Below are 21,468 nucleotides of genomic sequence, written 5' to 3' on the forward strand. Positions count from 1 at the left end.
TGATGCTAAGCGCATCATCCGGCCACGGCTAAGGGGCCGTCCCCCAGTGTCGCCCATCAGACGAAATGATCAGCACGGGGGCGTACCAAGGGCCCTATACCCAGCAAAGTTCGTTACGATATACCCGGCAGGGGTATGTGTCTGGAGGACGCGATGACGACCACAGAGGCCGGCGCGACGGCGCCCTCCGAGAGCCCGCGCGGGGGCACCGGCGAAAATGTGACGCACGGGTACCACAAGCAGAAGGACGAGCACCTCAAGCGGCTGCGCCGCATCGAGGGGCAGATCCGCGGGCTGCAGCGGATGGTCGACGAGGACGTCTACTGCATCGACATACTCACGCAGGTGTCGGCCTCCACGAAGGCCCTGCAGTCCTTCGCGCTGCAACTGCTGGAGGAGCACCTGCGGCACTGTGTCGCCGACGCGGCCGTCAAGGGCGGCAGCGAGATCGACGCGAAGGTGGAGGAAGCAACAAAGGCAATCGGCCGCCTACTTCGAACCTGACCCACCGCCCCTCTGCACCACGGCCGGTCCCGAGACCCCGACCACCCATCCCGCCCCGGCCGGCCGACGAGCCCCCGGCCGGCCGCCGCTCGCTCGACCACCCCGGCCCGGCCGGCACCGATCGGCAGCGCCTCTGCCGGGCTGGGGCTGGGGCTGGTCGCGTCCTTTGCCAGGCTGCCGTTCGGTCGGCGGCGCTTCTGCCGGGCTGGGTACCGGTCGGCGGCGCTTCTGTGGGCTGGCGTTGGCCGGTCGGACGCCCTCCGCCCGGCTGCCGCCGATCGCCCGGCCACCCTTGCCCGGCTGGGGCTGGTCGCGTGCCTCTGCCCAGTTGGCGTCGGCCGCTCGGCCGGCCCGGCCCGGCTGCTGCCGGTCGGACGCCCCCGCCCGGCTGCTGCCGATCGCTCGGCCACCCTTGCCCGGCTGGGGCTGGTCGCGTGCCTCTGCCCCGTTGGCGTCGGCCGCTCGGCCGGCCCGGCCCGGCTGCTGCCGGTCGGACGCCCCCGCCCGGCTGCCGCCGATCGCTTGGCCAGCCGGGGTCGGCTGACGTCGATCGCCCGCGCACCTGCCCGGTTGCTGCCGGTCGCTCGGTCACGCCGCTGCCGCGGCCGTGCCCCTGCCCGGTGGGCCGGGGTGGACGGGGGTGGGGAGGTCAGGGGGGCGTCCAGTGGGCCGTTGCGTCTGCGCGGGCCTGGCTTCTGGCCCGGCGGGCCGGGCCGCGCCAGCCGCAGGTGCAGCGGGCCACGCAGAAGTTCCCCTGCTCATCGGTCATCGTGCGGTGTTGCTGTTCCTCGCGGGCCCGCTCCGGCCCGTCCTGCTGCGCCACTTCGACAACGTTACCGAGCCCGCGGGCGACGGGACCCTGGGGGCCCGCCGGCCGCCGGCGCGCGTGACGGCACCCCCTACCCGTCGTTAACCGGAACGACAGGGGGCCCGTGACGGACGTACCGGGGGTAGGCAGGCGATGGATCGGCGGCAGCACAGGAAGGCGGGCGGCACGGTCGTCGCCGTGGTCATGCTGGTGGGCCCGGGCGCGTGTGCCACGGGCTGCGCCGGCAGCGGCGCCGCCGCCGACGCGCGCGGCCCGGCCGATCCGGTCACCACCCTGCACCGCGCCGCCGACGACCTGCGTGCCGCGGGCAGCTCCCGGGCGGGCACGTCGATGGAGATGGCGACCGGCGGCACCCGGGTCACCATCCGCGGCAAGGGCGTCTACGACTACCGCAGGCAGCTCGGGCAGCTCACGGTCGTGCTGCCGCAGGACCCGACAGGGGCCACCGAGCACCGGCCGATCACCGAACTCCTCGCGCCGGGCGCCCTCTACATGAAGAACCGGGGTGCCGGGGTGCCCGCCGACAAGTGGGTCCGGGTCGACACGGCGACCCTCTCCGACGGCAACCTGGTGACGGGCGGCGCGACCGACCCGTACGCCGCCGCGGAGCTGCTGCGCGGCACGCGGACGGCGACGTATATGGGCCGGACCGAGGTGGGCGGCACCGCGGTGCGGCACTACCGGGGCACCGCCGACCTCGCCGTGGCGGCCCGCGCGGCCTCGGCGGGCAACCGGGCGGCCCTCGCGGCGGCGGCCAAGGGGTTCGCGACGGCCGAGGTCCCCTTCGACGTCTACCTCGACGACCAGGGCCGCATCCGCAAGCTCAGGCAGCGGTTCAGCTTCGTCAACGGCCAGCAGAAGACGCCCGTCGCGGTCGCCTCGACGACGCTGTTGTACGACTTCGGCACCGACGTGCATGTGAAGCTGCCGCGCCCGAAGGACATCTACGCGGGCCGGATCGCGGAGGACCAGTCGGCGGAGCAGCCGGCGGACCACCCCGGGGAATAGCCCGTCCGTGCCATGCGCGATGTGTAGACCACTGCCTACCCTAGGAAGTCGGTGACGGCAGGGACGAGGTGATGCAGCGTGGCTCCGGGCGGCGGTACGGCGGTTCAGGACCACGTGGCCCTCGCCGAGATCGAACTGTGCTGCGAGCTGATCATCGCGGCGTCGGCGGCCGACGAGGACCGGCTCAGCCTGGAGAGCATCGACGAGATCCTGAGAGTGGCCGAGGAAGGCAGGACCCCCACGGGCTGACCCGGAAGGGCTCGCCCGAGGGTGTCAGCTTGTCGGGCGCGGGTGTTCGAACCGGCGGACCAGGGCGTCGACGAGATCCCGGTCGCGTGGCTGGGTGAGACGGGTGCGGGCCGCGGCGGGGGAGAGCCACAGGATGCGGTCCACCTCGTGGTTGGGCGCGAAGCGGCCCGCGGCGGCCTCGGCCGCCCAGTAACGCACCTGTTTCGGGCGGCCGTTGGCCGGATAGCGCAGGGTGGGCAGTTCCGCACCGGGGGCGGCGGCGTAGCCGGTCTCCTCCAACACCTCCCGCAGGGCGCCGGCCAGTGCCTCCTCGCCGGGTTTCAGCTTGCCCTTCGGGTGGGACCAGTCGTCGTACTTCGGCCGGTGGACGAGGCAGATCTCCACCTGGCCGTCGACGGGGGAGCGGCGCCACAGGACGCAGCCGGCCGCCTGGACGGTGGTGTCATTCGTGCTGGTCACCGGTGGGTCACCCTCCTGGTCCGTGAGGCTCCTTCGGATTCGGGGTCATAGGTCGGATTCGGGGTCATAGGTCCGATCGGGGGCCGGAGCCGGATTCGGCTTCGGGGCCGGTCCAGGGCGTTCCGGGCCCGCCGGCGGCGGTTCAGGGCGCGCTGACCGTCTGTTTCTGCCAGGACTGCTGGAACTCGAACCGGGCGGCCTCCACCTCGTGCCGCTGGTCGGCGTGGAGCACGCCGAGCGCGTACGCCGTCGCGGGCGCGATGCGCGGGGTGCGGGCCGCCTGCGCCGCCGCTCCTGCCGCCTCCGCGGCGTCCCGGTGCCGGTCAAGGGCCCGGCCTGCCGTGAGCAGCCGCAGCTCGGCCGGGGGCGTGCCGAGCCCGCCGCCGCACAGCACCTCACGGGCGTAGCGGTGCAGCCGCAGCAGCAGGCGCACCTGGTGCCAGGGGCCGTCCTGCGGGTGCGGGGCGGGCTCCGGGGACAGTCCGTGGACCAACGCCTCCGCGTTGTACGGGTGCCCGGCGGTGACCAGGGGCAGCGCGGCGATGGCGTCCATCAGCCGCTCCTCCGCCGCCGCGGCGGCCGGACGCAGGTCGGTGCTGACCGCGGCCGGGGTGAGCGGAACCTCGCTGGCCAGAACGGCCACCTTGTCGGCGACCGCGTGGAAGCGGGAGGAGCCGAGGGCCTGGAGGGCCGTGGAGTGGGCCCGGGTCCGGGCCAGGGTGAGCTGGCGTTCGAGCAGGGCGCCCGCCTTGGCCGCGCCCACGGTGAGATTGCCCCGCTCCTGGGCGGCCGGACCGGAAGCGGGGGCCGCCGGACCGGCACCGGCGGTCACCGACTGCGCCGGGAACGACGTCGAGCCGGACAGCCGGTGCAGCGCGATCAACAGCCGCTCCAGGCGCGCCTCGTAGGCGTGCTCCATCCCCAGCGTGCCCGACAGCCAGGCCAGTTCGGGGCGCATCTCCTCCGACCAGTCGGCGTCAAGGAGCGGGCGGAAGGTGTGCAGGCTGCCGCTGATGCGGCGGGCCGAGCGGCGCAGGGCGCGCGCCGCGTCGACGGACTCCTCCGGGCCGGCGGACGTACCGGTCTCGCGGTGCAGCCGCAGCGCGCGCAGGAACTCCGTGGCCTGGGCGCGCAGATACACCGCGAGGGCGTCTCCTGTCGCCAACCCGGCGGTGGGGTCCGTCGGTTCAAGGTGTTGCTGTGCCACGCCGGCGCCTCCGGGCGTCTATGAGCATCTCCTGGATGTTGCGCAGGGGCTGTCCGTCCGCGTCGGTGGCGTGCCGGGTCCACTCGCCGTCGGGGCCCAGGTGCCAGGAGGAGGTGGTGTCGGACATGCCGGTGTCGAGCAGCCTGTTGATGGCCGCCCGGTGGGCCGGGTCTATGACCCTGACCAGTGCCTCGATCCGGCGGTCGAGGTTGCGGTGCATCATGTCGGCGCTGCCGATCCACACTTCGGGCTCGCCGCCGTTGCCGAAGACGAACACCCGGGAGTGCTCCAGGAAGCGACCGAGGACGGAGCGGACCCGGATGTTGTCCGAAAGGCCCGGGACACCCGGCCGGAGCGCGGAGATCCCGCGTACCCAGACGTCCACCGGCACGCCCGCCTGGGACGCGCGGTAGAGGGAGTCGATGATCGCCTCGTCCACCATGGAGTTGACCTTGATGCGGATGAGGGCGGGGCGGCCCGCACGGTGGTGCCGGGCCTCCTTGTCGATGCGTGAGATCAGCCCGTCCCGCAGGGACTTGGGCGCGACCAGCAGCCGGCGGTAGGTCTCGCGGCGGGAGTATCCGGAGAGCCGGTTGAACAGGTCGGACAGGTCGGCGCCGACCTGCGGGTCCGCCGTCAGCAGGCCCAGGTCCTCGTAGAGCCGGGCCGTCTTCGGGTGGTAGTTGCCGGTGCCGACATGGCTGTAGCGGCGCAGCGTCTCGCCTTCCTGGCGCACCACCAGGGACAGCTTGCAGTGCGTCTTCAGGCCGACCAGGCCGTACACGACATGGCAGCCGGCCTCCTCCAGCTTGCGCGCCCACTTGATGTTGGCGTGCTCGTCGAAGCGTGCCTTGATCTCGACCAGGACGAGTACCTGCTTGCCGGACTCGGCGGCGTCGATGAGCGCGTCGACTATCGGGGAGTCGCCCGAGGTCCGGTACAGGGTCTGCTTGATGGCGAGGACGTCGGGGTCGTCGGCCGCCTGCTGGAGGAAGGCCTGCACCGACGTCGAGAACGAGTCGTACGGATGGTGCAGCAGCACGTCCCGGCTGCGCAGGGCGGCGAAGATGTCCGGCTCGGAGGCCGATTCGACCTCGGCGAGGTCACGGTGGGTGCCGGCGACGAACTTCGGGTACTTCAGCTCGGGCCGGTCGAGGCGGTGGATGCGGAACAGGCCGGTGAGGTCCAGGGGGCCGGGCAGCGGATACACCTCGGCCTCGCTGATCTTCAGCTCGCGCACCAGCAGGTCGAGCACCTCACGGTCGATGGACTCCTCGACCTCCAGGCGCACCGGCGGCCCGAAGCGGCGCCGCATGAGTTCCTTCTCCAGGGCCTGGAGCAGGTTCTCGGCGTCGTCCTCCTCGACCTCCAGGTCCTCGTTGCGGGTCACCCGGAAGGCGTGGTGCTCCAGCACCTCCATGCCCGGGAACAGCTCTTCGAGGTGGGCGGCGATGACGTCCTCGAGGGGGACGTAGCGGCCGGGGGCGGCCTCCAGGAAGCGGGAGAGCAGCGGCGGCACCTTCACCCGGGCGAAGTGCTTGTGGCCGCTGACCGGGTTGCGCACCACCACGGCCAGGTTCAGGGACAGGCCGGAGATATAGGGGAAGGGGTGCGCCGGGTCGACCGCCAGGGGGGTCAGGACCGGGAAGATCTGGTGCCGGAACAGGGTGAACAGGCGGGCCTGCTCCTTCTCGGCCAGTTCGCTCCAGCGGACCAGGTGGATGCCCTCCTCCGCGAGGGCGGGGGCGACGTCCTCGTGATAGCAGGCGGCGTGCCGGGCCATCAGCTCGCGGGAGCGGGCCCAGATCATCTCCAGCACCTCACGGGGCTGGAGGCCGGAGGCGGACCGGGTGGCGACGCCCGCCGCGATACGGCGCTTCAGACCGGCCACCCGGACCATGAAGAACTCGTCCAGATTGCTGGCGAAGATCGCCAGGAAGTTCGCCCGCTCCAGCAGGGGTGTGTTCGGGTCCTCGGCGAGTTCGAGGACCCGCTCGTTGAACGCGAGCCAGCTGCGCTCCCGGTCGAGGAACCGGCCCTGCGGCAGCGGGACGCCGTCGGTCTGCGACTCCTCGTACCCGTCGAGGTCGGCGTCGAGGTCGGGTTCCAGGTCGGAGACCGCCGCCGCCACGGTGTGCGGGCGGTGCGCGGCTATGGAGCCCACGGAGGGCTGCGCGTTCGCATGGCCACCACCGAGGGCGGTGGTGGGAGACGGCTGGGCCTCTGCCTGGGTGTTCTGGCTCATGTACCCATTGTTCCGCGCGACCAGGGAGAAGGGCGCGTCGGAACGTGCGGGAGGCAGTCTCACGGTCCCGTTCCCACCGGACCCCTCGGGGGGCGGCGAAGGCTCTGGCGCGGCGGTCTTCATTGGCTGAGCGTCGCAAGCCCGTCTGAATCGACGGTTACGGAGACATGACGTGCGGGATAGCGCAGGGCGGCTCCCCGGCGTCCGCGCAGACCGCAGGCCCGTACGACGGCGAAGTCGGCGGGGCGTACGGAGGTGTCGTACGGGCGGCACCGGCGACGCACGCGCGCCGCCGGTGCCGTGGGTCTCCCCTCGTGGCGGGGGATGCACAGGACGGGCGGCGCGCCGGGCCGTCAGGGGGCGCGGTTCAGGCCGTGGCGTCGGGGCCGCTCACGCGGTGGCCCGCTGGGCGGTCCGGGGCGTCGCGGTGCGGCGGCGCAGCAGCCAGAACGCCGCGGCCGTGCACAGTCCGGCCACGGCCAGTACGAGCGCGCCGGTGGTCAGCTGGAGCGGCCAGTAGTGGGAGGCGGGGTGGTACGTGCTGTAGTAGCCGACCGCGCCGAGCTTCTCGAACGCCTTGTCGCAGCCACCGGACACGGCCGTGTGGCACTGGGGCTCGGGGATGTGCCCGCCGCCCGCGGTGACCAGGCCGTAGTCGACCTGGATCCCGGAGTAGAGGTGTCCATAGCCCTTGTCGAGGCTGGTCACCTCGGTGACGGCCGGCCACAGGTGCGGCATCAGCTGCTGGGCCGCGCCCCATACGCCGGCGGCCAGCGCGAGGCCGAGCAGCAGTGCGGGCAGGGTGCGGCGCCGCAGCAGGCCCGCGAGGACGCCGGCGGCGAGTCCGGCCAGGGCGAGGGCGACGGTGGTCGGGCCGTTGGCGTGGAAGGTCCACACGTCGTGCCACGGCTTGCCGGTGTCGATGCGGCCCTGGGCGGCCGACCATGCCCTGCGGTGCAGGACGACCAGCAGGCTTGTGCCCACGGTGATCGCGACCGCCGGCACGGCCAGGCGGAGGGCCAGCCAGCGGGTGGGGGTGACGCCCTGGGTCCAGGCGAGCTGCGCGGTGCCGGACTCCAGTTCCCGGCCGGTGAGCGCGGCGCCCGCCCAGGCGGCCACCAGGAACGGCAGCCCGACCACGGCGGCCGTGAGGTAGTTGTACAGGGACTTGTGGAGGAGGATCGCGTCCTGGTCGTAGGTGCACCGCGGGGTCATGCCGCAGGCGTTGTACTGCCGCCAGCCCTCCGCCGCCGCGTCGGTGAGCGGTCCGGCGAGCCACAGCAGCAGGGCGGAGCCGAGCAGCACCAGCACGGTCCAGACGATGAGCGCGGGCCGGTGCAGGCGCAGCAGCCAGCGGGTCAGCCGGGGGCCGCCGTGGACGGGGTCGGCGCTGGTGGCGGCCGGTGCGGTGAGTGCGCTCACGCGGCGGTCTCCTCGGTCTGCTCGGTCTGTGCCGGGGCGGTGGTGGTCAGGGCGGGGGCCTCGGGGTTGCGCAGATGCGCGAGGAGCAGTTCCTCCAGCGTCGGCGGTCCGGTGCGCCAGTCGGCGGGCAGCGGGGCGGCCCCGCGGATCAGGGCGTTCAGCTGGCGGCCGGTGGTACGGGACTCCACGACGGTGTGCCCGCTCAGATCGGCGGAACCGGCGGGCGCGCTCACCCGGGTGTGGGCGGCCAGCAGTTCGTCGATGTCCCCGGCCAGCCGGACCCGGCCGCCGCCGAGCAGCAGCAGATGGTCGCAGGAGTCCTCCAGTTCGGCGACCACGTGCGAGGACATCACGATGGTGGTGCCGTGCTGCGCGGACTGCCCCATCAGCACGCCCGTCAGATCGTGCCGGGCCAGCGGGTCGAGGTCGGCCATCGGCTCGTCCAGGAGCAGCAGTTCGGCCCGCTTGCCGAGGGCCAGGGCGAGGGCGACCCGGGTGTGCTGCCCGCCGGACAGCGACCGCACCCGGGCGTCCGGGTCGAGGCCGCCCGCGGTCACCACCCGCTCGGCGGTGGCCCCGTCCCAGCGACCGGGGTTGAGGTCGGCGCCCATGCGCAGCGTCTCGGCGATGGTGAGCTGCGGGTGCAGCGGCTTGCCCTGGGCGACGAAGCCGACCCGGGCGCGGGCCCGTGCCGGGTCCGTGCCGAGGACGTGGAGGCCGCCCTCGGTGGGGACGAGCAGCCCGGCGGCCAGGGCCAGGAGCGTGGACTTGCCCGCGCCATTGGGTCCGACGACGGCGCAGACGCGTCCCGCGGGCAGCCGGAACGCGCAGTCGCGCAGCGCCCACCCTCCTCGCCGGCCGAAGCGCTTGCCGAGCGCGACCGCCTCCATGGCCGCTCCGGTATGGGTCGTCATGACTGTTCTCCCTGGAAGTGCGGCTCGGCGTGCTTGTCGGCGTTCCGCTCGGCGTGCTTGTCGGCGTGCGGCTCGGCGTACCTGTCGGCGTGCTGCCCGGCGTCCCGCTCGGCCTGCTTTTCGAGTACGGCGGTGAAGAGAGCGGCGATGTCGTCCCGGTCGAGCCCGGCCTCCCGGGCCCGGGCCGCCCACGCCTCCAGCTCGGCGCGCAGGGGTGACTCGGCCGGGCCGGAGCCCAGCGTGCGGCGCACGAAGGTGCCGAGCCCGCGCCGTGCCTCGACCAGTCCCTCGCGTTCCAGCTCCCGGTAGGCCTTGAGGACCGTGTTGGGGTTGATGGCGGTGGCCTCCACGACCTCGCGGGCCGTCGGCAGCTGGTCACCGGGCCGCAGCAGGCCCAGCCGGATCGCCTGTTTGGTCTGCTGGACGATCTGCACATAGGTGGCCACGCCGCTGTGCCGTTCGATGTGGTACTCGACCACGGGGACAACCACCCTTTCACTAATTGAGTAGTGAAAGGGTGGTGCAAGGCCCCCGCAAAGTCAAACCCCCAGCTCACCCAGGTCGCGGCGCGCGGCGCTGCTCACCGCCGGGGCATGACGCGCCAAGGCCCGGCCGTGGGGCCGGGCCTTGGCTCACGCTCGCCTCACCCATCAGTTCCGCTGTCGTCGTACGTCCGTGTCCTCATGTCTCCGTGCGGTACATGAGGTCGGTCTCGTGTGTCACGAAGCCCAGCCGTTCGTACACCGACACGGCCGCCGTGTTGTCGGCGTCGACGTACAGCATCGCCGTCGGCAGGCCCTGCCCGGCCAGGTGGCGCAGGCCGATGGTCGTCAGGGCCTTGCCGAGGCCGCCGCCCTGGGCGCCGGGTGCCACGCCGAGCACATACACCTCGCCCAACTGCTCCTCCGCGTGCACCTTGGTCCAGTGGAAGCCGACCAACTGCCCCGCCCGCTCGGCGAGGAAGAAGCCGGCCGGGTCGAACCAGGGCTCGGCCTTGCGGTCGTCCAGGTCGCGCTGGGTCAGTGAGCCCTGCTCGGGATGGTGCGCGAAGGCCGCCGCGTTGACGGCGAGCCAGGCCGCGTCGTCCCGCCCCGGCACGAACGTGCGGACCGTGACGCCTTCCGGCAGCCGCGGCTCGGTCAGCCGGAGTCCGGTCAACGGCCGCCGCATCTGGCGCAGTTCACGGAACAGGGACATCCCAAGGACCTGGGCGAGGTGGCGGGCGGCGGCATGCCCGCCGTGCGCCCACACCCGCAGCCGCTTCCCGGACGCGGCGAGCAGCGCCGAGCCGAGCGCCCGGCCGTGCCCGTGCCCCCGGTGCGAGGGGTGCACGACCAGTTCGGCGGCCGGCGCCTCCACCGGGTCGGTGTCCTCCAGTTGGGCATAGCCGACGAGTTCGTCGCCGACGCTGAGCAGCAGATGGGAGACGCCCTCGCGTGCGCCCCCGCGCAGTTGCAGCCGGCCCTGCTCGGACACCGCCTGCTGCCCGTCGGTGGCGGCGGCCGCTGCGAGCAGTTCCAGGACGCGCTCGGCCTGGTCCGGGGCGAGCGCCGAGCGGGTCACGATGGAGCGGGAGGGGAAGGGCGGTGCGGCGTCGTCGCTGGTCATGCGTACGAGGGTACGGGGAGCCCGCGGCAAAGTGGGGACAAGGGCAAACGTAAAGAAGTCGGCAAAGGGAAACCAGGACGTAACCATGAACCCCCTGTCGCGCTACGCGCGTTGAATCTAGGCTGCGCCATCGGACTCACTCGTCATCATCAGCCCACAGGGGGGCACATGCCGACGCCAGCCCGTCCGCGTCACCGCGGCAGACGCCGTACGCACACGCTTCTCGCGACCGCCGCCGGTCTCGCCACCGTCGCGGCCCTGGCCGCCGCGCTGCCCGCGCAGGCGCACAACGACCGGGGCGACCACGGCGGCCCCGGCGGTCACGGTCGTCCGGGCCGCTACCAGGACGTCCAGCTCCTCTCCTTCAACGACCTGCACGGCAACCTGGAGCCGCCGTCCGGCTCCTCCGGCCGGGTCAGCGAGCTACAGCCGGACGGCAGCACGAAGACGGTCGACGCGGGCGGCGTCGAGTATCTGGCGACCCACCTCCGTAAGGCCCGCGCCGGCCACCCGTACTCCATCACGGCGGCCGGCGGTGACATGGTCGGCGCCTCTCCGCTGATCTCCGGCCTGTTCCACGACGAGCCGACCATCGAGGCGCTCAACGGCCTGGACCTGGACGTCACCACCGTGGGCAACCACGAGTTCGACGAGGGCGCCAAGGAACTGGCGCGGCTGCAGAACGGCGGCTGCCACCCGACGGACGGCTGCTACGACAAGCAGAAGAAGTTCACCGGCGCCGACTTCCCGTACCTCGCGGCCAACGTGCTGAACGAGAAGACGGACAAGCCGATCCTGAAGCCGTACTGGGTCTGGAAGAAGAAGGACGTCAAGGTCGGCTTCATCGGCGTCACCCTGGAGAACACCCCGGGCATCGTCTCCGCCGAGGGCGTCAAGGGCCTCAAGTTCAAGGACGAGGTCGAGACGATCAACAAGTACGCCAAGGCGCTGCAACGCCAGGGCGTCCAGTCGATCGTGGCCCTGGTCCACGAGGGCGGCTTCCCGGCCTCGTCGAGCTACAACTACGACTGTGACTCCTCGGGCGCCGGCGCCGGCATCTCCGGCCCGATCGTGGACATCGCGAAGAACGTCACCCCGGCGGTCGACGCGCTGGTGACGGGCCACACCCACAACGCGTACGTCTGCACCGTCGACGACCCGTCGGGCAAGCCGCGCATGGTCACCTCGGCCGCCTCCTTCGGCCGCCTCTACACGGACACCACGCTGACCTACGACCGGGTGACCGGTGACATCGCCCGTACGGCGGTGAAGTCGGCGAACCGCGTGGTCACCCGCACCGTGCCCAAGGCGGCGGACATGACGCAGCTGATCTCCAAGTGGAACGCGCTGACCGCGCCCATCGGCAACCGCCCGATCGGCTATATCTCCGGCGACGTGGCCAACACCGGTACCGAGTCCCCGATGGGCGACCTGATCGCGGACGCGCAGCTCGCCCACGGCCGGGAGCTGGACCCGAAGACCTCCCTGGCGCTGATGAACCCGGGCGGCGTGCGGGCCGGCCTGACATACACGGCCTCGGGCGCCGAGGGCGACGGCGTCGTCACCTACGCCGAGGGCTTCACCGTCCAGCCGTTCGCCAACCTGGTGAACCTCCAGGACCTCACCGGCGCGCAGCTGATCCAGGTGCTGAAGGAGCAGGTGAGCGGCGCCAACGCGGCCGCGCCGAAGATCCTCCAGCCGTCGGCCGGGCTGACCTACACGCTGGACCTGACGAAGTCCGGCGCGGACCGCGTGGTGACCGACTCGATCCGGCTGAACGGCGCCGCGATCGACCCGGCCGCCACCTACCGGGTCGCCGTCAACGCCTTCCTCGCGGGCGGCGGCGACGGCTTCCCCACGCTCGGCCAGGGCACCAACCCGCTGGTGGGCGCGGACGACCTGACCGCCCTGGCGAACTATCTGACGGCCAACTCGTCGGCCGGCAGCCCGATCACTCCCCCCGCGGCGGACCGGATCACCCTCGTGCGGTGATCCGCACAGCGGCCGCTTCCCGGCCCGGGCCCGGTACGTACTCCCGTACGTACCGGGCCCTTTCCGTTCCATAAAACCTGTGTGAGCCGTCGAATAGTTCCCCATTGCGGCTGAAAATTCATCTCAGGCTCAATTAACCCAGGTCTCACCGGAATTGGCATTCTTAGGCGCTCGACTCCCGTAATGTTTTCCATGTCGAAAGCGAAAGGCGCGGACGACATACGAAACAAGGAGAAGACATGAGCTTCCACAAGGTCGCCCCGATCAAGAAGACCCGTAAGCCCGCCCCGGTCGCGAAGAAGCCGGCGCCGAAGAAGCACGCTCCGCGGCGGCGTCCGGTCGGCGGCGAGCGCTGACCAAGAATTCACCTGAGTAAAACACAGGGAATTCCTGGGAAGTAGGGAAAGGCGCAGCCCGCCACGAGGCGGGGTCATCGGGTCGAGCACGCTCGCACCGATGACCCCGCCTCGGCCGTGTCCGCACCCGCCTCCCGGGCGCCGTATCCCCAGATCCATAAGGGAGTTGACCATGAGGGAAGCCCGCCGGGCGTTCTGCCGCTTCTGGCCGCTGACCCGCGGCGACCGCAGCCGACTGGCGCTGATCGTGGCCTGCGTGGTGGTCTCCGCGCTCACCGAGACCGCCGCCATCCTGCTCTTCGCCGACCTCACCGACCATGCCCTGCAGGCCGGTTCGCTGTCCGCCTTCTGGGGCCCGGCCGCCGCCTGGCTGGCCGTCGCCGCCCTCGGCGCGCTGGTCGGCTACCTCGGCAACTCGCTCGCCGTCTGGACCGCCGAGCGGTTCGTACGGCGGCTGCGCGCGCACGCCTTCGGGCATGTGCAGCGCCTGCCCCCGCACTTCTTCCAGCGGCACCGCCAGGGCGACCTGGCCGAGCGGCTCACCGGTGATGTCGAGGCCATCGAGCAACTCGTCGTCTCCGGTGTGGTCGGCTCGATCGGCGCCGCCTTCTCCGCCGTCTTCTACGCCGCCGCCGCGTTCTGGCTGCGCTGGGACCTGGCGCTGGCCACGTTCCTGCTCGCCCCCCTGTTCCTGCTCGCCGCCCGCCGCTTCGCCGGCCGCGTCAAGAAGGCGTCCCGGGACGAGCGGGTCGCCGACGGCGCGATCACCTCGGTGGTGACCGAGGCGCTGGGCAACATCGTGCTCACCCAGGCCTACAACCGCCGCCGCGACGAGGAGGCACGGCTCGATACCGAGGCCCGCGCCTGGCAGCGGGCCGGCGTGCGCGGCGCGCGGCTGAGCGAGCTGTACGAGCAGTTCGTCGAGGTGGTCGAGACGCTGTGCGTGCTCACGGTGATCGGGCTCGGGGTGTGGGAGATCTCCGCCGGGCGTATGACGCTTGGCCAGCTGCTGGCCTTCGCCGCCTTCCTCGGCTACCTCTACCCGCCCGTGCGCGCCCTCGGCCGGCTCGGCCTCACCGTCACCGAGGCCATGGCCGGCGCCGAACGCATCGGCGAGATCCTGGACGCCGAACCCGCCGTCACCGACCCGGTCCGGCCGGTCCCCGCCTGGCCGGTGCGCGGCCGGGTCGACTTCGAGGGCGTCTCCTTCCGCTACCCGGACGCGCCCCGCACCGCCCTGCGGGACGTGACGTTCGGCGCGGGCCCCGGAGAGCTGGTCGTCGTCACCGGTGAGAGCGGTGCGGGCAAGTCGACCCTGACCGCGCTGCTGACCCGCTTCTACGACCCCTCGACCGGCACGATCCGCCTGGACGGCGTGCCGCTGACCGACGTACCCCTCGACTTCCTGCGCGAGAACATCGCCCTGCTGCCGCAGCAGACGCTGATCCTCAACGGCACCGTCCGCGAGAACATCGCGTGCGGCCGGCCCGGCGCGAGCGACGCGGAGATCGAGCGGGCGGCCCGCGGCGCGGCGGCGCACGACTTCGTCGCGGCACTGCCCGACGGCTACGACACCCGTATCGCCCCCGGCACGGCCGCCCTGTCCGGCGGCCAGCTACAGCGCCTGGCCATCGCCCGCTCGATGCTCCGGGCCGCCCCGGTCCTCGTGCTGGACGAGCCGACGGCCGGCCTGGACGCGGTGGCCGCCCGTCAGGTGGTGCGGCCCCTGCGGCGGTTGATGGCCGGCCGGACCACGATCGTGATCACCCATGACCTGACGCTGGCCCCGGACGCCGACCGCATCCTGGTCGTGGACCGCGGCCGGCTGGTGGAGGCGGGCACCCACACCGAACTGCTCGCCCACGGCGGCGCCTACGCCCGACTGGCCGCACCCCTGCCGGGGACGATCCCCCTGCCCCCGCCACCCCAGCGGGACGACACACTGACCCTCCGGTGGTAGGCCGCGGCGCGGGCTGTGACCCGGGCCGCGCATGTCATGGCTGAGCCGCGGCCCGCCGCGGGGCCGATGACGCGCATGCCCGACCTGCCCGCCGCGGTCTCCTGCTGGAAGCCTGCACCACCGGCGGTTCGTCAGGGGGTTGGCGTCGGGTCCGGTGGGGCGGGCGGATCGTGGCTGCCGTGGTGGCGACTCGGCCGGGCGGAATGCTGGTGCTTCGGTGGTGGGGCGTGGGGCGGGGTGTGGACGGGCCGTGGCTCTCGCGTGTGCGTCGCGTGCCTATGGCGTTCTCGTCCGGTGTGTCCCGGTCTGCTGCTGGAAGCCCCGTACCACTGGCGGTTCGTCAGGGGGGCGGCAGGTCCGGTGGGGCGGTTGGGGTGTGGGGTGGGCGGATCGTGGCTGCCGTGGTGGCGACTCGGCCGGGCGGAATGCTGGTGCTTCGGTGGTGGGGCGTGGGGCGGGGTGTGGGCGGGCTGTGGCTCTCGCGTGTGCGTTGTGTGTCTATGGCGTTCTCGTCCGGTGTGTCCCGGTCTGCTGCTGGAAGCCCCGTACCACTGGCGGTTCGTCAGGGGGTCGGCAGGTCCGGTGGGGCGGTCGGGGCGCCGGGCAGGCGGACCGTGGCCACCGTGCCGCCGCCTGCCGCGGGGGCCAGGGACACCTCGCCGCCCGACTCCTGGACCGTGCGGGCCACGATCGACAGGCCAAGGCCCGAACCCGGCAGCGCCCGCGCGCTCGGGGAACGCCAGAACCGGTTGAAGACATGCGGGAGTTCATCGCCGGCGATGCCGGGGCCGTGGTCCCGGACGGTGAGGACGCCCTTGTCCAGGGCCACGTCCACCGTGCCGCCGTCGGGACTGAACTTCACCGCGTTGTCGAGGACGTTGACGACCGCCCGCTCCAGCGCGGACGGTTCGGCGCGTACGTACCACGGCGTCAGGTCGGCCGTGATCGTCAGCTCGGGGCCGCGCAGCCGGGCACGGCGCAGCGCCGTCTCCACGGTGTCGTGGAACGCGATCACCTGGACCCGTTCGCCGCGCTGGCCCTCCGAACGGGACAGCTCCTGGAGGTCACCGATCAGCGACGCCAGCTCCGTCATCTGCGCCTTCACCGACGCCAGCAGCGCCTTGCGGTCGGCCGGCGGCAGCGGGCGGCCGGTCTCCTCGCTGCGGGTGAGCAGTTCCACGTTCGTCCGCAGCGAGGTGAGCGGCGTCCGCAGTTCATGACCGGCGTCCGCGATCAGCTGCTGCTGCAGCTCGCGGGAGCTGGCCAGCGCGGACGTCATCGAGTTGAACGACCGGGACAGACGGGCGATCTCGTCCTCCCTGTCCTCCACCACCGGGATGCGGATGGTCAGGTCCTCGGTGCGGGCGACGTGTTCCACCGCCTCGGTGAGCTTGTCGACCGGGCGCAGCCCGGCCCGGGCCACGGCGAGACCGGCGGCGCCGGCCCCGACGACCCCTATCCCGGAGACCAGCAGCAGCACCAGGGCCAGGTCCTTGAGCGTGGTCTCGGTGCCCTTGAGGGGGACAGCGGCCATGAGGGCCGCATTGCTCTGGGAGACCGGGCTGCTGATGGTGACGGGCATGGTCAGCACGCGCACCCGGTTGCCGTCCGTGTCGTTGCTGTTGTGGAAGACACCTTTGTCGCTGTCCGACTTGATGACGTCCTTGTCGGTCTGGGCGACCTTGACCCGACCGACCGAACTAGGGAAGAGACAGAGGGTTCCGTCCGAGGTGACCACCTGAGAGTAGGTGTTCCCGAAGCCGTTGACGGCGGTCTGCGGGGTCTGCGTGCAGTTGGTGAGCGCGGTCCGGATGTTGTCGAGATCCTGGGGATGGCCCCTGAGCATGGACGACACGGACTTCATCAGATCCTTGTCGATCTGCTCGTACAGTTTCCCCTGCACGATGAACCAGCAGGTCACCGAGACCGCCGCCACCGCGAACGCCACCGCGGACGCCACCAGCAGCGACAGACGCGAGCGGATCGGCAGGGCCCGGAACCGGCGGACCAGCCGTTTCACTCGGCGCCGCCCTGGCGCAGCACGTACCCCACGCCGCGGACCGTGTGGACGAGCCGCGGCTCGCCGCCCGCCTCGGTCTTGCGGCGCAGATACATGACGTACACGTCCAGCGAGTTCGACGACGGCTCGAAGTCGAAGCCCCAGACCGCCTTCAGGATCTGCTCACGGGTGAGCACCTGGCGCGGATGGGCCATGAACATCTCCAGCAGCGTGAACTCGGTGCGGGTCAGCTCCACCTGCCGGGCGCCGCGCGTGACCTCGCGGGTCGCGAGGTTCATACGCAGGTCGCCGAAGGTGAGGGCCTCCTCGTCCGGGTCGGCGCCGGCCAGCGAGGCGGCGTAGGAGCTGCGCCGCAGCAGTGCGCGGATCCGGGCGAACAGCTCGTCCAGTTCGAACGGCTTGACCAGGTAGTCGTCGGCCCCGGCGTCCAGGCCGGTGACCCGGTCGCCGACGGTGTCGCGGGCCGTGAGCATCAGGATCGGTGTGGTCTCGCCCGCACCGCGGATGCGGCGGGCGGCCGTCAGGCCGTCCATGCGGGGCATCTGGATGTCCAGGACGACCAGGTCGGGCCGGTACGCGGCCGCCTTCTCCAGCGCTTCGGCGCCGTCGACGGCGACCTCGGTGTCGTACCCCTCGAAGGCCAGGCTGCGCTGGAGCGCTTCGCGTACGGCGGGCTCGTCGTCGACGATCAGGATGCGCTGCGGGTCACGGTCGCCTTCGGCAAAGCTCATCGTCGGGTTTTCCTCGGGAGTGGGATGGGGGCGGGGCTGGGACGCCCTTCAGCCTCGCATGTTTCCGGCCGGACGGGTAAGCACGAGCCGCCGGTGGCGACACGGGTGCCGACACCGGACCGACGCCGGCGCCGGGGTCGGTCCGCGGCTGGAGGTCTGTACCGGTTCGGGACGGACTCGGCCGGTCCGGTTTCAGCCGGACGGGCTCGGCCGGTGTGTGGACGGGCTCGGCCGGTCTCAGGCGTGGACGGCGGTCAGGCGCTTCAGGGGGACCTTGTGGCGGTGCGGGTGGGCGGCGGGCAGGCGCAGCCCCATCAGTTCGGGGGTGGCGACCTCCGTGGCCCGGGCGGGCGGCCGGGGCGCGTGGAGTGCGTACGCCACCTCAAGGGCCAGGGTGGTGCAGGCCGGGCCGAGCCCGGCCGTCCGGTGCGAAACCTGCTCGATCGTGTTGATCATGACGTGCTCCCTAGCTCTTCGTGCTGCCGAGCCCTTCGTGCTCCGGGCCCGTCGTGTTCTCGGGTGTGCGCTGCGCTGTCCGCTCCCGCCCGCTCAGTTGGTGCTGCCGGCCCGCAGCTTGGCCAGGTCGGACTTGACGGTGTTGACGGGGATCGCGAAGCCGAGGCCGACGCTGCCCGCGTCCGAGGACGACGAGGCGCCGGTGGCCGAGTACATGGCGGAGTTGATGCCGATGATGTTGCCGCCCGCGTCGATCAGGGCACCGCCGGAGTTGCCGGGGTTGAGGGACGCGTCGGTCTGGATGGCCTTGTACGTGGTGGTGGAGGAGCCCGTGTCGCCGTTGAACTCCTGGCCGCCGAACTGGAACGGCCACCGGCCGTCGCCCTGGCCCTGCCCCTGACCCTCGTCCGTGGAGACGGTCACGTCGCGGTTCAGGGCGGAGACGATGCCGCTGGTGACGGTGCCGGTCAGCCCCTCGGGGGAGCCGATCGCCACGACCGTGTCGCCGACCTGCACCCCGGAGGAGTCGCCGAGGGAGGCGGCCTTGAGACCGGAGGCGTCGCGCAGCTTGATCAGGGCGAGGTCCTTGGAGCTGTCGGTGCCCACGACGTCCGCCGTGTACTCCTTGCCCTCGCTGGTCCGCACCTTGATCGACGAGGCGCCGGAGACGACGTGGTTGTTGGTGATGATCTCGCCGTCGGAGGTGATGACCACGCCGGAGCCGGTGGACGAGCCGCCCGCGAGCGTCGCGTTGACCTCGACCACGCTCGGGCTGACCGCGGCGGCGATGGCGGCGACATCGCCCTTCTTGCTGGACGGCACCACATGGGTGGCGGCGCTGCTGACCGAGGAGGAGTCCTTGCCGGTCAGCTCCTGGAAGGCGTACGCCGTGCCGCCGCCCACGGCCGCGGCGACGATCGCCACGGCGGCCAGCAGCCCTATCGGGCCCCGGGCGCGCTTCTTGTGCGGGGTGTGCGGCGTGTGCGGGGTGTGCTGGGGTTGCGGGGTGTGCGGCGCGGCGCCGTCGCCGCCCGGCGCGGTCGCAAGGAGAGCGGTTCCGCCGTCGTGCCCGCCGGCACCGCCCCGACCGGCGTCGGCGGCGAGCGGCGTGGTCGTCGCGGCGGCCCCGCCGCCCGGCCACACGGTGGTGCCCGGCTCGACGGAGACCGGTTCCGCGGGCCGGTGGGCGGGCGGGGGCGGCCATTCCGGGTTCACGGGGGAGGAGGCGTGCTGCTGGGGGTACGCGCCCTGGCGGGCGTCACCCTGGGGGTTCTCGTACGCGCCGCTGCGGCGGAGGCTCTCGGTCATGCCATAGAGCTTTGCCCGCCACCATGAGAGCTTCCTGAGCGCTCCCTGAGAAGCCCGGCAGAACCTCGTTTGCCCGATATAAAGACGGTTCTCGCGGCTGGGCGGCGACCCTCAGAAAGCCCTCATGGACGCCTGAGAAACCTCACTCACAGCCGCAGGACTCACTCACACCCGCAGGACTCACTCACACCCGCAGGACTCACTCACACCCACGGGACTACCTCACACACACCCGCAGGAACGGCGTAGCACCAGCCGGGACGGGAAGGTCTTCAGCCGCTCGCGGCGTGAGCCGGTCACGCGCAGGCCGTCGTCGAGGACGAGGTCAACGGCGGCCCGTGCCATCGCGGACCGGTCCGAGGCGACCGTCGTCAGCGGTGGATCGGCCAGGGCCGCTTCCTTGATGTCGTCGAAGCCGGCCACGGCCAGCTCGCCCGGCACGTCGAGCCGCAGCTCCCGCGCGGCCCGCAGCACGCCGATCGCCTGGTCGTCGGTGGAGCAGAAGATCGCGGGGGGCCGTTCGGGACCGGAAAGGATCTCCAGGGCGACCTGGTAGGCGTCGTAGCGGTTGTACGGGGCTTCGAAGAGGCGGCCCTCGGTGGGGATGCCGGCCTCGTCCAGGGCGCGCCGCCACCCCTCGACATGGTCGGAGACCGGGTCACCGACGGGGGGAGTGTCGGCCGTGCCGCCCATGCAGGCGACGTACGCGTACCCGTGCTCCAGCAGGTGGCGCACCGCGAGCTGGGCGCCGCCCAGGTCGTCGGTGACGACGGCGACGTCGTCGATGGCCTCGGGCCGCTCGTGCAGCAGCACCACCCGGGCGTCCCACGCCTCGATCTCGGCGGCGGCGAGGTCGTTGAGCGCGTGGGAGACGAGGATCAGACCGGAGACCCGCATCCCGAGGAAGGCCCGCAGATAGTGGACCTCGCGCTCGCCGACGTAGTCGGAGTTGCCGACGAGCACCATCTTTCCGCGCTCGGAGGCGGCCTGCTCGACCGCGTGGGCCATCTCTCCGAAGAAGGGCTGGCGCGCGTCCGGCACGATCAGTCCTATGAGGTCGGTGCGCCGCGAGGCCATGGCCTGGGCCACCCGGTCGGGTCGGTACCCCAGTTCCTTGATCGCCGCGAGGACACGCTCGCGCGTGGCCGGGGCCACCGGCCGGGGTCCGTTGTTGATGACATAGCTGACCACGGCGGTGGAAGTGCCCGCCAGCCGCGCCACGTCATCCCGAGTTACCTTGGCCACGCGCGGAGTCTACGCGGAGAGATCCGCGCTGGGCAGGGGCCTGTCGCAGCTCGTCTGTGCGCGAGCAACGCCCGGCCCGGGCCGCGGCTATGCCTCGGCCTTGACGTCGATGCCGTCGAGGAGGGTCGATGCGTCCGCATCCTCCGGTTTTGGCCGGGCCGCCTTGGCCTTCGCCTCGTCCGCGGCGCGGTCGCCCTTCTCAGGAGTAACGAATCGATAACCGACGTTCCGTACGGTTCCGATCAGCGACTCGTGCTCCGGGCCGAGCTTGGCGCGCAGCCGCCGCACATGCACGTCGACGGTCCGCGTGCCCCCGAAGTAGTCGTAGCCCCAGACCTCCTGGAGCAGCTGGGCCCGGGTGAAGACACGGCCCGGGTGCTGCGCGAGGTATTTCAGAAGCTCGAACTCCTTGAAGGTCAGGTCGAGGACCCGGCCCTTGAGCTTGGCGGAGTAGGTCGCCTCGTCGACCGACAGGTCGCCGTTGCGGATCTCCATCGGGGAGTCGTCGTTGACGATCTGCTGGCGGCCCATGGCCAGCCGGAGGCGGGCCTCCACCTCGGCGGGGCCGGCCGTGTCCAGGAGTACGTCGTCGATGCCCCAGTCGGCGGTGACGGCGGCGAGGCCGCCCTCGGTGACGACGAGGATGAGCGGACAGCCCGGCCCGGTGGAGCGCAGCAGCTGGCACAGGCTGCGGATCTGGGGGAGGTCCCGTCGTCCGTCGATCAGGATGACGTCGGCGCCCGGGGTGTCGACGAGGGCGGGTCCCTCCGCCGGGGCCACCCGTACGTTGTGCAACAGCAGTCCGAGGGCGGGAAGCACCTCCGCCGACGGCTGGAGGGCGTTGGTCAGGAGCAGCAGAGAACTCATGTGTCCGGTTCCTTCCTCGGTCCCTGCGAGGACGTGTGCGGCGGGAACTGCTCTGCGATCCCGAAGGCCCCGTACACCTGCGGTTTCC

19 protein-coding genes are annotated in these 21,468 nt (G+C 72.1%); 5 read left to right on the forward strand and 14 right to left on the reverse strand.

Going from position 1 to position 21,468, the window contains the following annotated elements; genetic code table 11:
- Positions 1-153 precede the first annotated feature (153 nt).
- Positions 154-504, forward strand: a complete 351-nt coding sequence (locus tag ABT245_RS18220) for a metal-sensitive transcriptional regulator (protein WP_351734680.1) — start codon at positions 154-156, stop codon at positions 502-504.
- A gap of 649 nt (positions 505-1,153) precedes the next feature.
- On the opposite strand, the gene ABT245_RS18225 is transcribed toward ABT245_RS18220, so the two are convergent.
- The gene (locus ABT245_RS18225) at positions 1,154-1,327 is read right to left on the reverse strand and encodes a hypothetical protein (protein WP_351734904.1); all 174 of its coding nucleotides are present in this window, start codon (positions 1,325-1,327) and stop codon (positions 1,154-1,156) included.
- 138 nt (positions 1,328-1,465) lie between these two features.
- On the opposite strand from ABT245_RS18225, the gene ABT245_RS18230 reads away from it, so the two are divergent.
- The gene (locus tag ABT245_RS18230; RefSeq protein ID WP_351734682.1) at positions 1,466-2,341 is read left to right on the forward strand and encodes an SCO4651 family lipoprotein; all 876 of its coding nucleotides are present in this window, start codon (positions 1,466-1,468) and stop codon (positions 2,339-2,341) included.
- A 78-nt stretch (positions 2,342-2,419) separates the two neighbouring features.
- Positions 2,420-2,590, forward strand: a complete 171-nt coding sequence (locus ABT245_RS18235) for a hypothetical protein (RefSeq protein WP_351734684.1) — start codon at positions 2,420-2,422, stop codon at positions 2,588-2,590.
- 24 nt (positions 2,591-2,614) lie between these two features.
- Here the strand turns inward: ABT245_RS18235 and ABT245_RS18240 are convergent, their stop codons facing one another.
- The 7 genes from ABT245_RS18240 to mshD form a co-directional block, all read right to left on the reverse strand.
- Complete coding sequence (locus tag ABT245_RS18240; RefSeq protein WP_351734686.1) at positions 2,615-3,049, reverse strand: NUDIX hydrolase; 435 nt, start codon at positions 3,047-3,049, stop codon at positions 2,615-2,617.
- A 142-nt stretch (positions 3,050-3,191) separates the two neighbouring features.
- On the reverse strand, positions 3,192-4,256 hold the full coding sequence (locus tag ABT245_RS18245; RefSeq protein WP_351734688.1) for a CHAD domain-containing protein: 1,065 nt from the start codon (positions 4,254-4,256) through the stop codon (positions 3,192-3,194).
- Positions 4,237-6,624 (reverse strand): RNA degradosome polyphosphate kinase, encoded by a 2,388-nt coding sequence (locus tag ABT245_RS18250; RefSeq protein WP_502982144.1) that lies wholly within the window; start codon positions 6,622-6,624, stop codon positions 4,237-4,239. Before ABT245_RS18250 ends, ABT245_RS18245 begins: the two co-directional genes overlap by 20 nt.
- Positions 6,625-6,891: 267 nt before the next feature.
- The gene (locus ABT245_RS18255) at positions 6,892-7,923 is read right to left on the reverse strand and encodes an ABC-2 membrane transporter-related protein (RefSeq protein WP_351734692.1); all 1,032 of its coding nucleotides are present in this window, start codon (positions 7,921-7,923) and stop codon (positions 6,892-6,894) included.
- Entirely contained in the window at positions 7,920-8,837 is a 918-nt protein-coding gene (locus tag ABT245_RS18260; protein WP_351734694.1) for an ABC transporter ATP-binding protein, read from the reverse strand. Before ABT245_RS18260 ends, ABT245_RS18255 begins: the two co-directional genes overlap by 4 nt.
- Positions 8,834-9,316, reverse strand: a complete 483-nt coding sequence (locus tag ABT245_RS18265) for a GntR family transcriptional regulator (protein ID WP_351734696.1) — start codon at positions 9,314-9,316, stop codon at positions 8,834-8,836. Before ABT245_RS18265 ends, ABT245_RS18260 begins: the two co-directional genes overlap by 4 nt.
- A 202-nt stretch (positions 9,317-9,518) precedes the next feature.
- Entirely contained in the window at positions 9,519-10,445 is a 927-nt protein-coding gene (gene mshD / locus ABT245_RS18270) for a mycothiol synthase (protein WP_351734698.1), read from the reverse strand.
- 168 nt (positions 10,446-10,613) lie between these two features.
- Between mshD and ABT245_RS18275 the strand changes: the two genes are divergently transcribed.
- Positions 10,614-12,437, forward strand: coding sequence for a bifunctional metallophosphatase/5'-nucleotidase (locus tag ABT245_RS18275; RefSeq protein ID WP_351734700.1), 1,824 nt, complete (start codon positions 10,614-10,616; stop codon positions 12,435-12,437).
- 528 nt (positions 12,438-12,965) lie between these two features.
- The gene (locus ABT245_RS18280; RefSeq protein WP_351734702.1) at positions 12,966-14,753 is read left to right on the forward strand and encodes an ABC transporter ATP-binding protein; all 1,788 of its coding nucleotides are present in this window, start codon (positions 12,966-12,968) and stop codon (positions 14,751-14,753) included.
- 562 nt (positions 14,754-15,315) lie between these two features.
- On the opposite strand, the gene ABT245_RS18285 is transcribed toward ABT245_RS18280, so the two are convergent.
- From ABT245_RS18285 to ABT245_RS18310, 6 genes are all read right to left on the reverse strand, one after another.
- Positions 15,316-16,773 (reverse strand): sensor histidine kinase, encoded by a 1,458-nt coding sequence (locus ABT245_RS18285; RefSeq protein ID WP_351734704.1) that lies wholly within the window; start codon positions 16,771-16,773, stop codon positions 15,316-15,318.
- Positions 16,770-17,504: a response regulator transcription factor gene (locus tag ABT245_RS18290; RefSeq protein ID WP_351734706.1), complete on the reverse strand. Its 735-nt coding sequence runs from the start codon at positions 17,502-17,504 to the stop codon at positions 16,770-16,772. Before ABT245_RS18290 ends, ABT245_RS18285 begins: the two co-directional genes overlap by 4 nt.
- A 237-nt stretch (positions 17,505-17,741) precedes the next feature.
- The gene (locus ABT245_RS18295; RefSeq protein ID WP_351734708.1) at positions 17,742-17,960 is read right to left on the reverse strand and encodes a hypothetical protein; all 219 of its coding nucleotides are present in this window, start codon (positions 17,958-17,960) and stop codon (positions 17,742-17,744) included.
- A gap of 93 nt (positions 17,961-18,053) precedes the next feature.
- A complete protein-coding gene (locus ABT245_RS18300) occupies positions 18,054-19,268 on the reverse strand; it encodes a S1C family serine protease (RefSeq protein ID WP_351734710.1) in 1,215 nt (404 codons plus the stop codon).
- A gap of 222 nt (positions 19,269-19,490) precedes the next feature.
- Positions 19,491-20,513, reverse strand: a complete 1,023-nt coding sequence (locus ABT245_RS18305) for a LacI family DNA-binding transcriptional regulator (RefSeq protein ID WP_351734712.1) — start codon at positions 20,511-20,513, stop codon at positions 19,491-19,493.
- Positions 20,514-20,600: 87 nt separating this feature from the next.
- Entirely contained in the window at positions 20,601-21,380 is a 780-nt protein-coding gene (locus ABT245_RS18310; protein ID WP_351734714.1) for a response regulator transcription factor, read from the reverse strand.
- Positions 21,381-21,468: the final 88 nt, after the last annotated feature.

This window comes from Streptomyces sp. NPDC001508 (genome assembly GCF_040298665.1).
GTDB lineage: Bacteria > Actinomycetota > Actinomycetes > Streptomycetales > Streptomycetaceae > Streptomyces.

Coding starts and splice junctions, on each gene's coding strand:
- ABT245_RS18220 (WP_351734680.1), top strand. CDS start 154: ATGACGACCACAGAGGCCGGCGCGACGGCGCCCTCCGAGAGCCCGCGC.
- ABT245_RS18230 (WP_351734682.1), top strand. CDS start 1,466: ATGGATCGGCGGCAGCACAGGAAGGCGGGCGGCACGGTCGTCGCCGTG.
- ABT245_RS18250 (WP_502982144.1), bottom strand. CDS start 6,624: ATGAAGACCGCCGCGCCAGAGCCTTCGCCGCCCCCCGAGGGGTCCGGT.
- ABT245_RS18260 (WP_351734694.1), bottom strand. CDS start 8,837: ATGACGACCCATACCGGAGCGGCCATGGAGGCGGTCGCGCTCGGCAAG.
- mshD (WP_351734698.1), bottom strand. CDS start 10,445: ATGACCAGCGACGACGCCGCACCGCCCTTCCCCTCCCGCTCCATCGTG.
- ABT245_RS18275 (WP_351734700.1), top strand. CDS start 10,614: ATGCCGACGCCAGCCCGTCCGCGTCACCGCGGCAGACGCCGTACGCAC.
- ABT245_RS18280 (WP_351734702.1), top strand. CDS start 12,966: ATGAGGGAAGCCCGCCGGGCGTTCTGCCGCTTCTGGCCGCTGACCCGC.
- ABT245_RS18290 (WP_351734706.1), bottom strand. CDS start 17,504: ATGAGCTTTGCCGAAGGCGACCGTGACCCGCAGCGCATCCTGATCGTC.
- ABT245_RS18295 (WP_351734708.1), bottom strand. CDS start 17,960: ATGATCAACACGATCGAGCAGGTTTCGCACCGGACGGCCGGGCTCGGC.
- ABT245_RS18300 (WP_351734710.1), bottom strand. CDS start 19,268: ATGACCGAGAGCCTCCGCCGCAGCGGCGCGTACGAGAACCCCCAGGGT.
- ABT245_RS18310 (WP_351734714.1), bottom strand. CDS start 21,380: ATGAGTTCTCTGCTGCTCCTGACCAACGCCCTCCAGCCGTCGGCGGAG.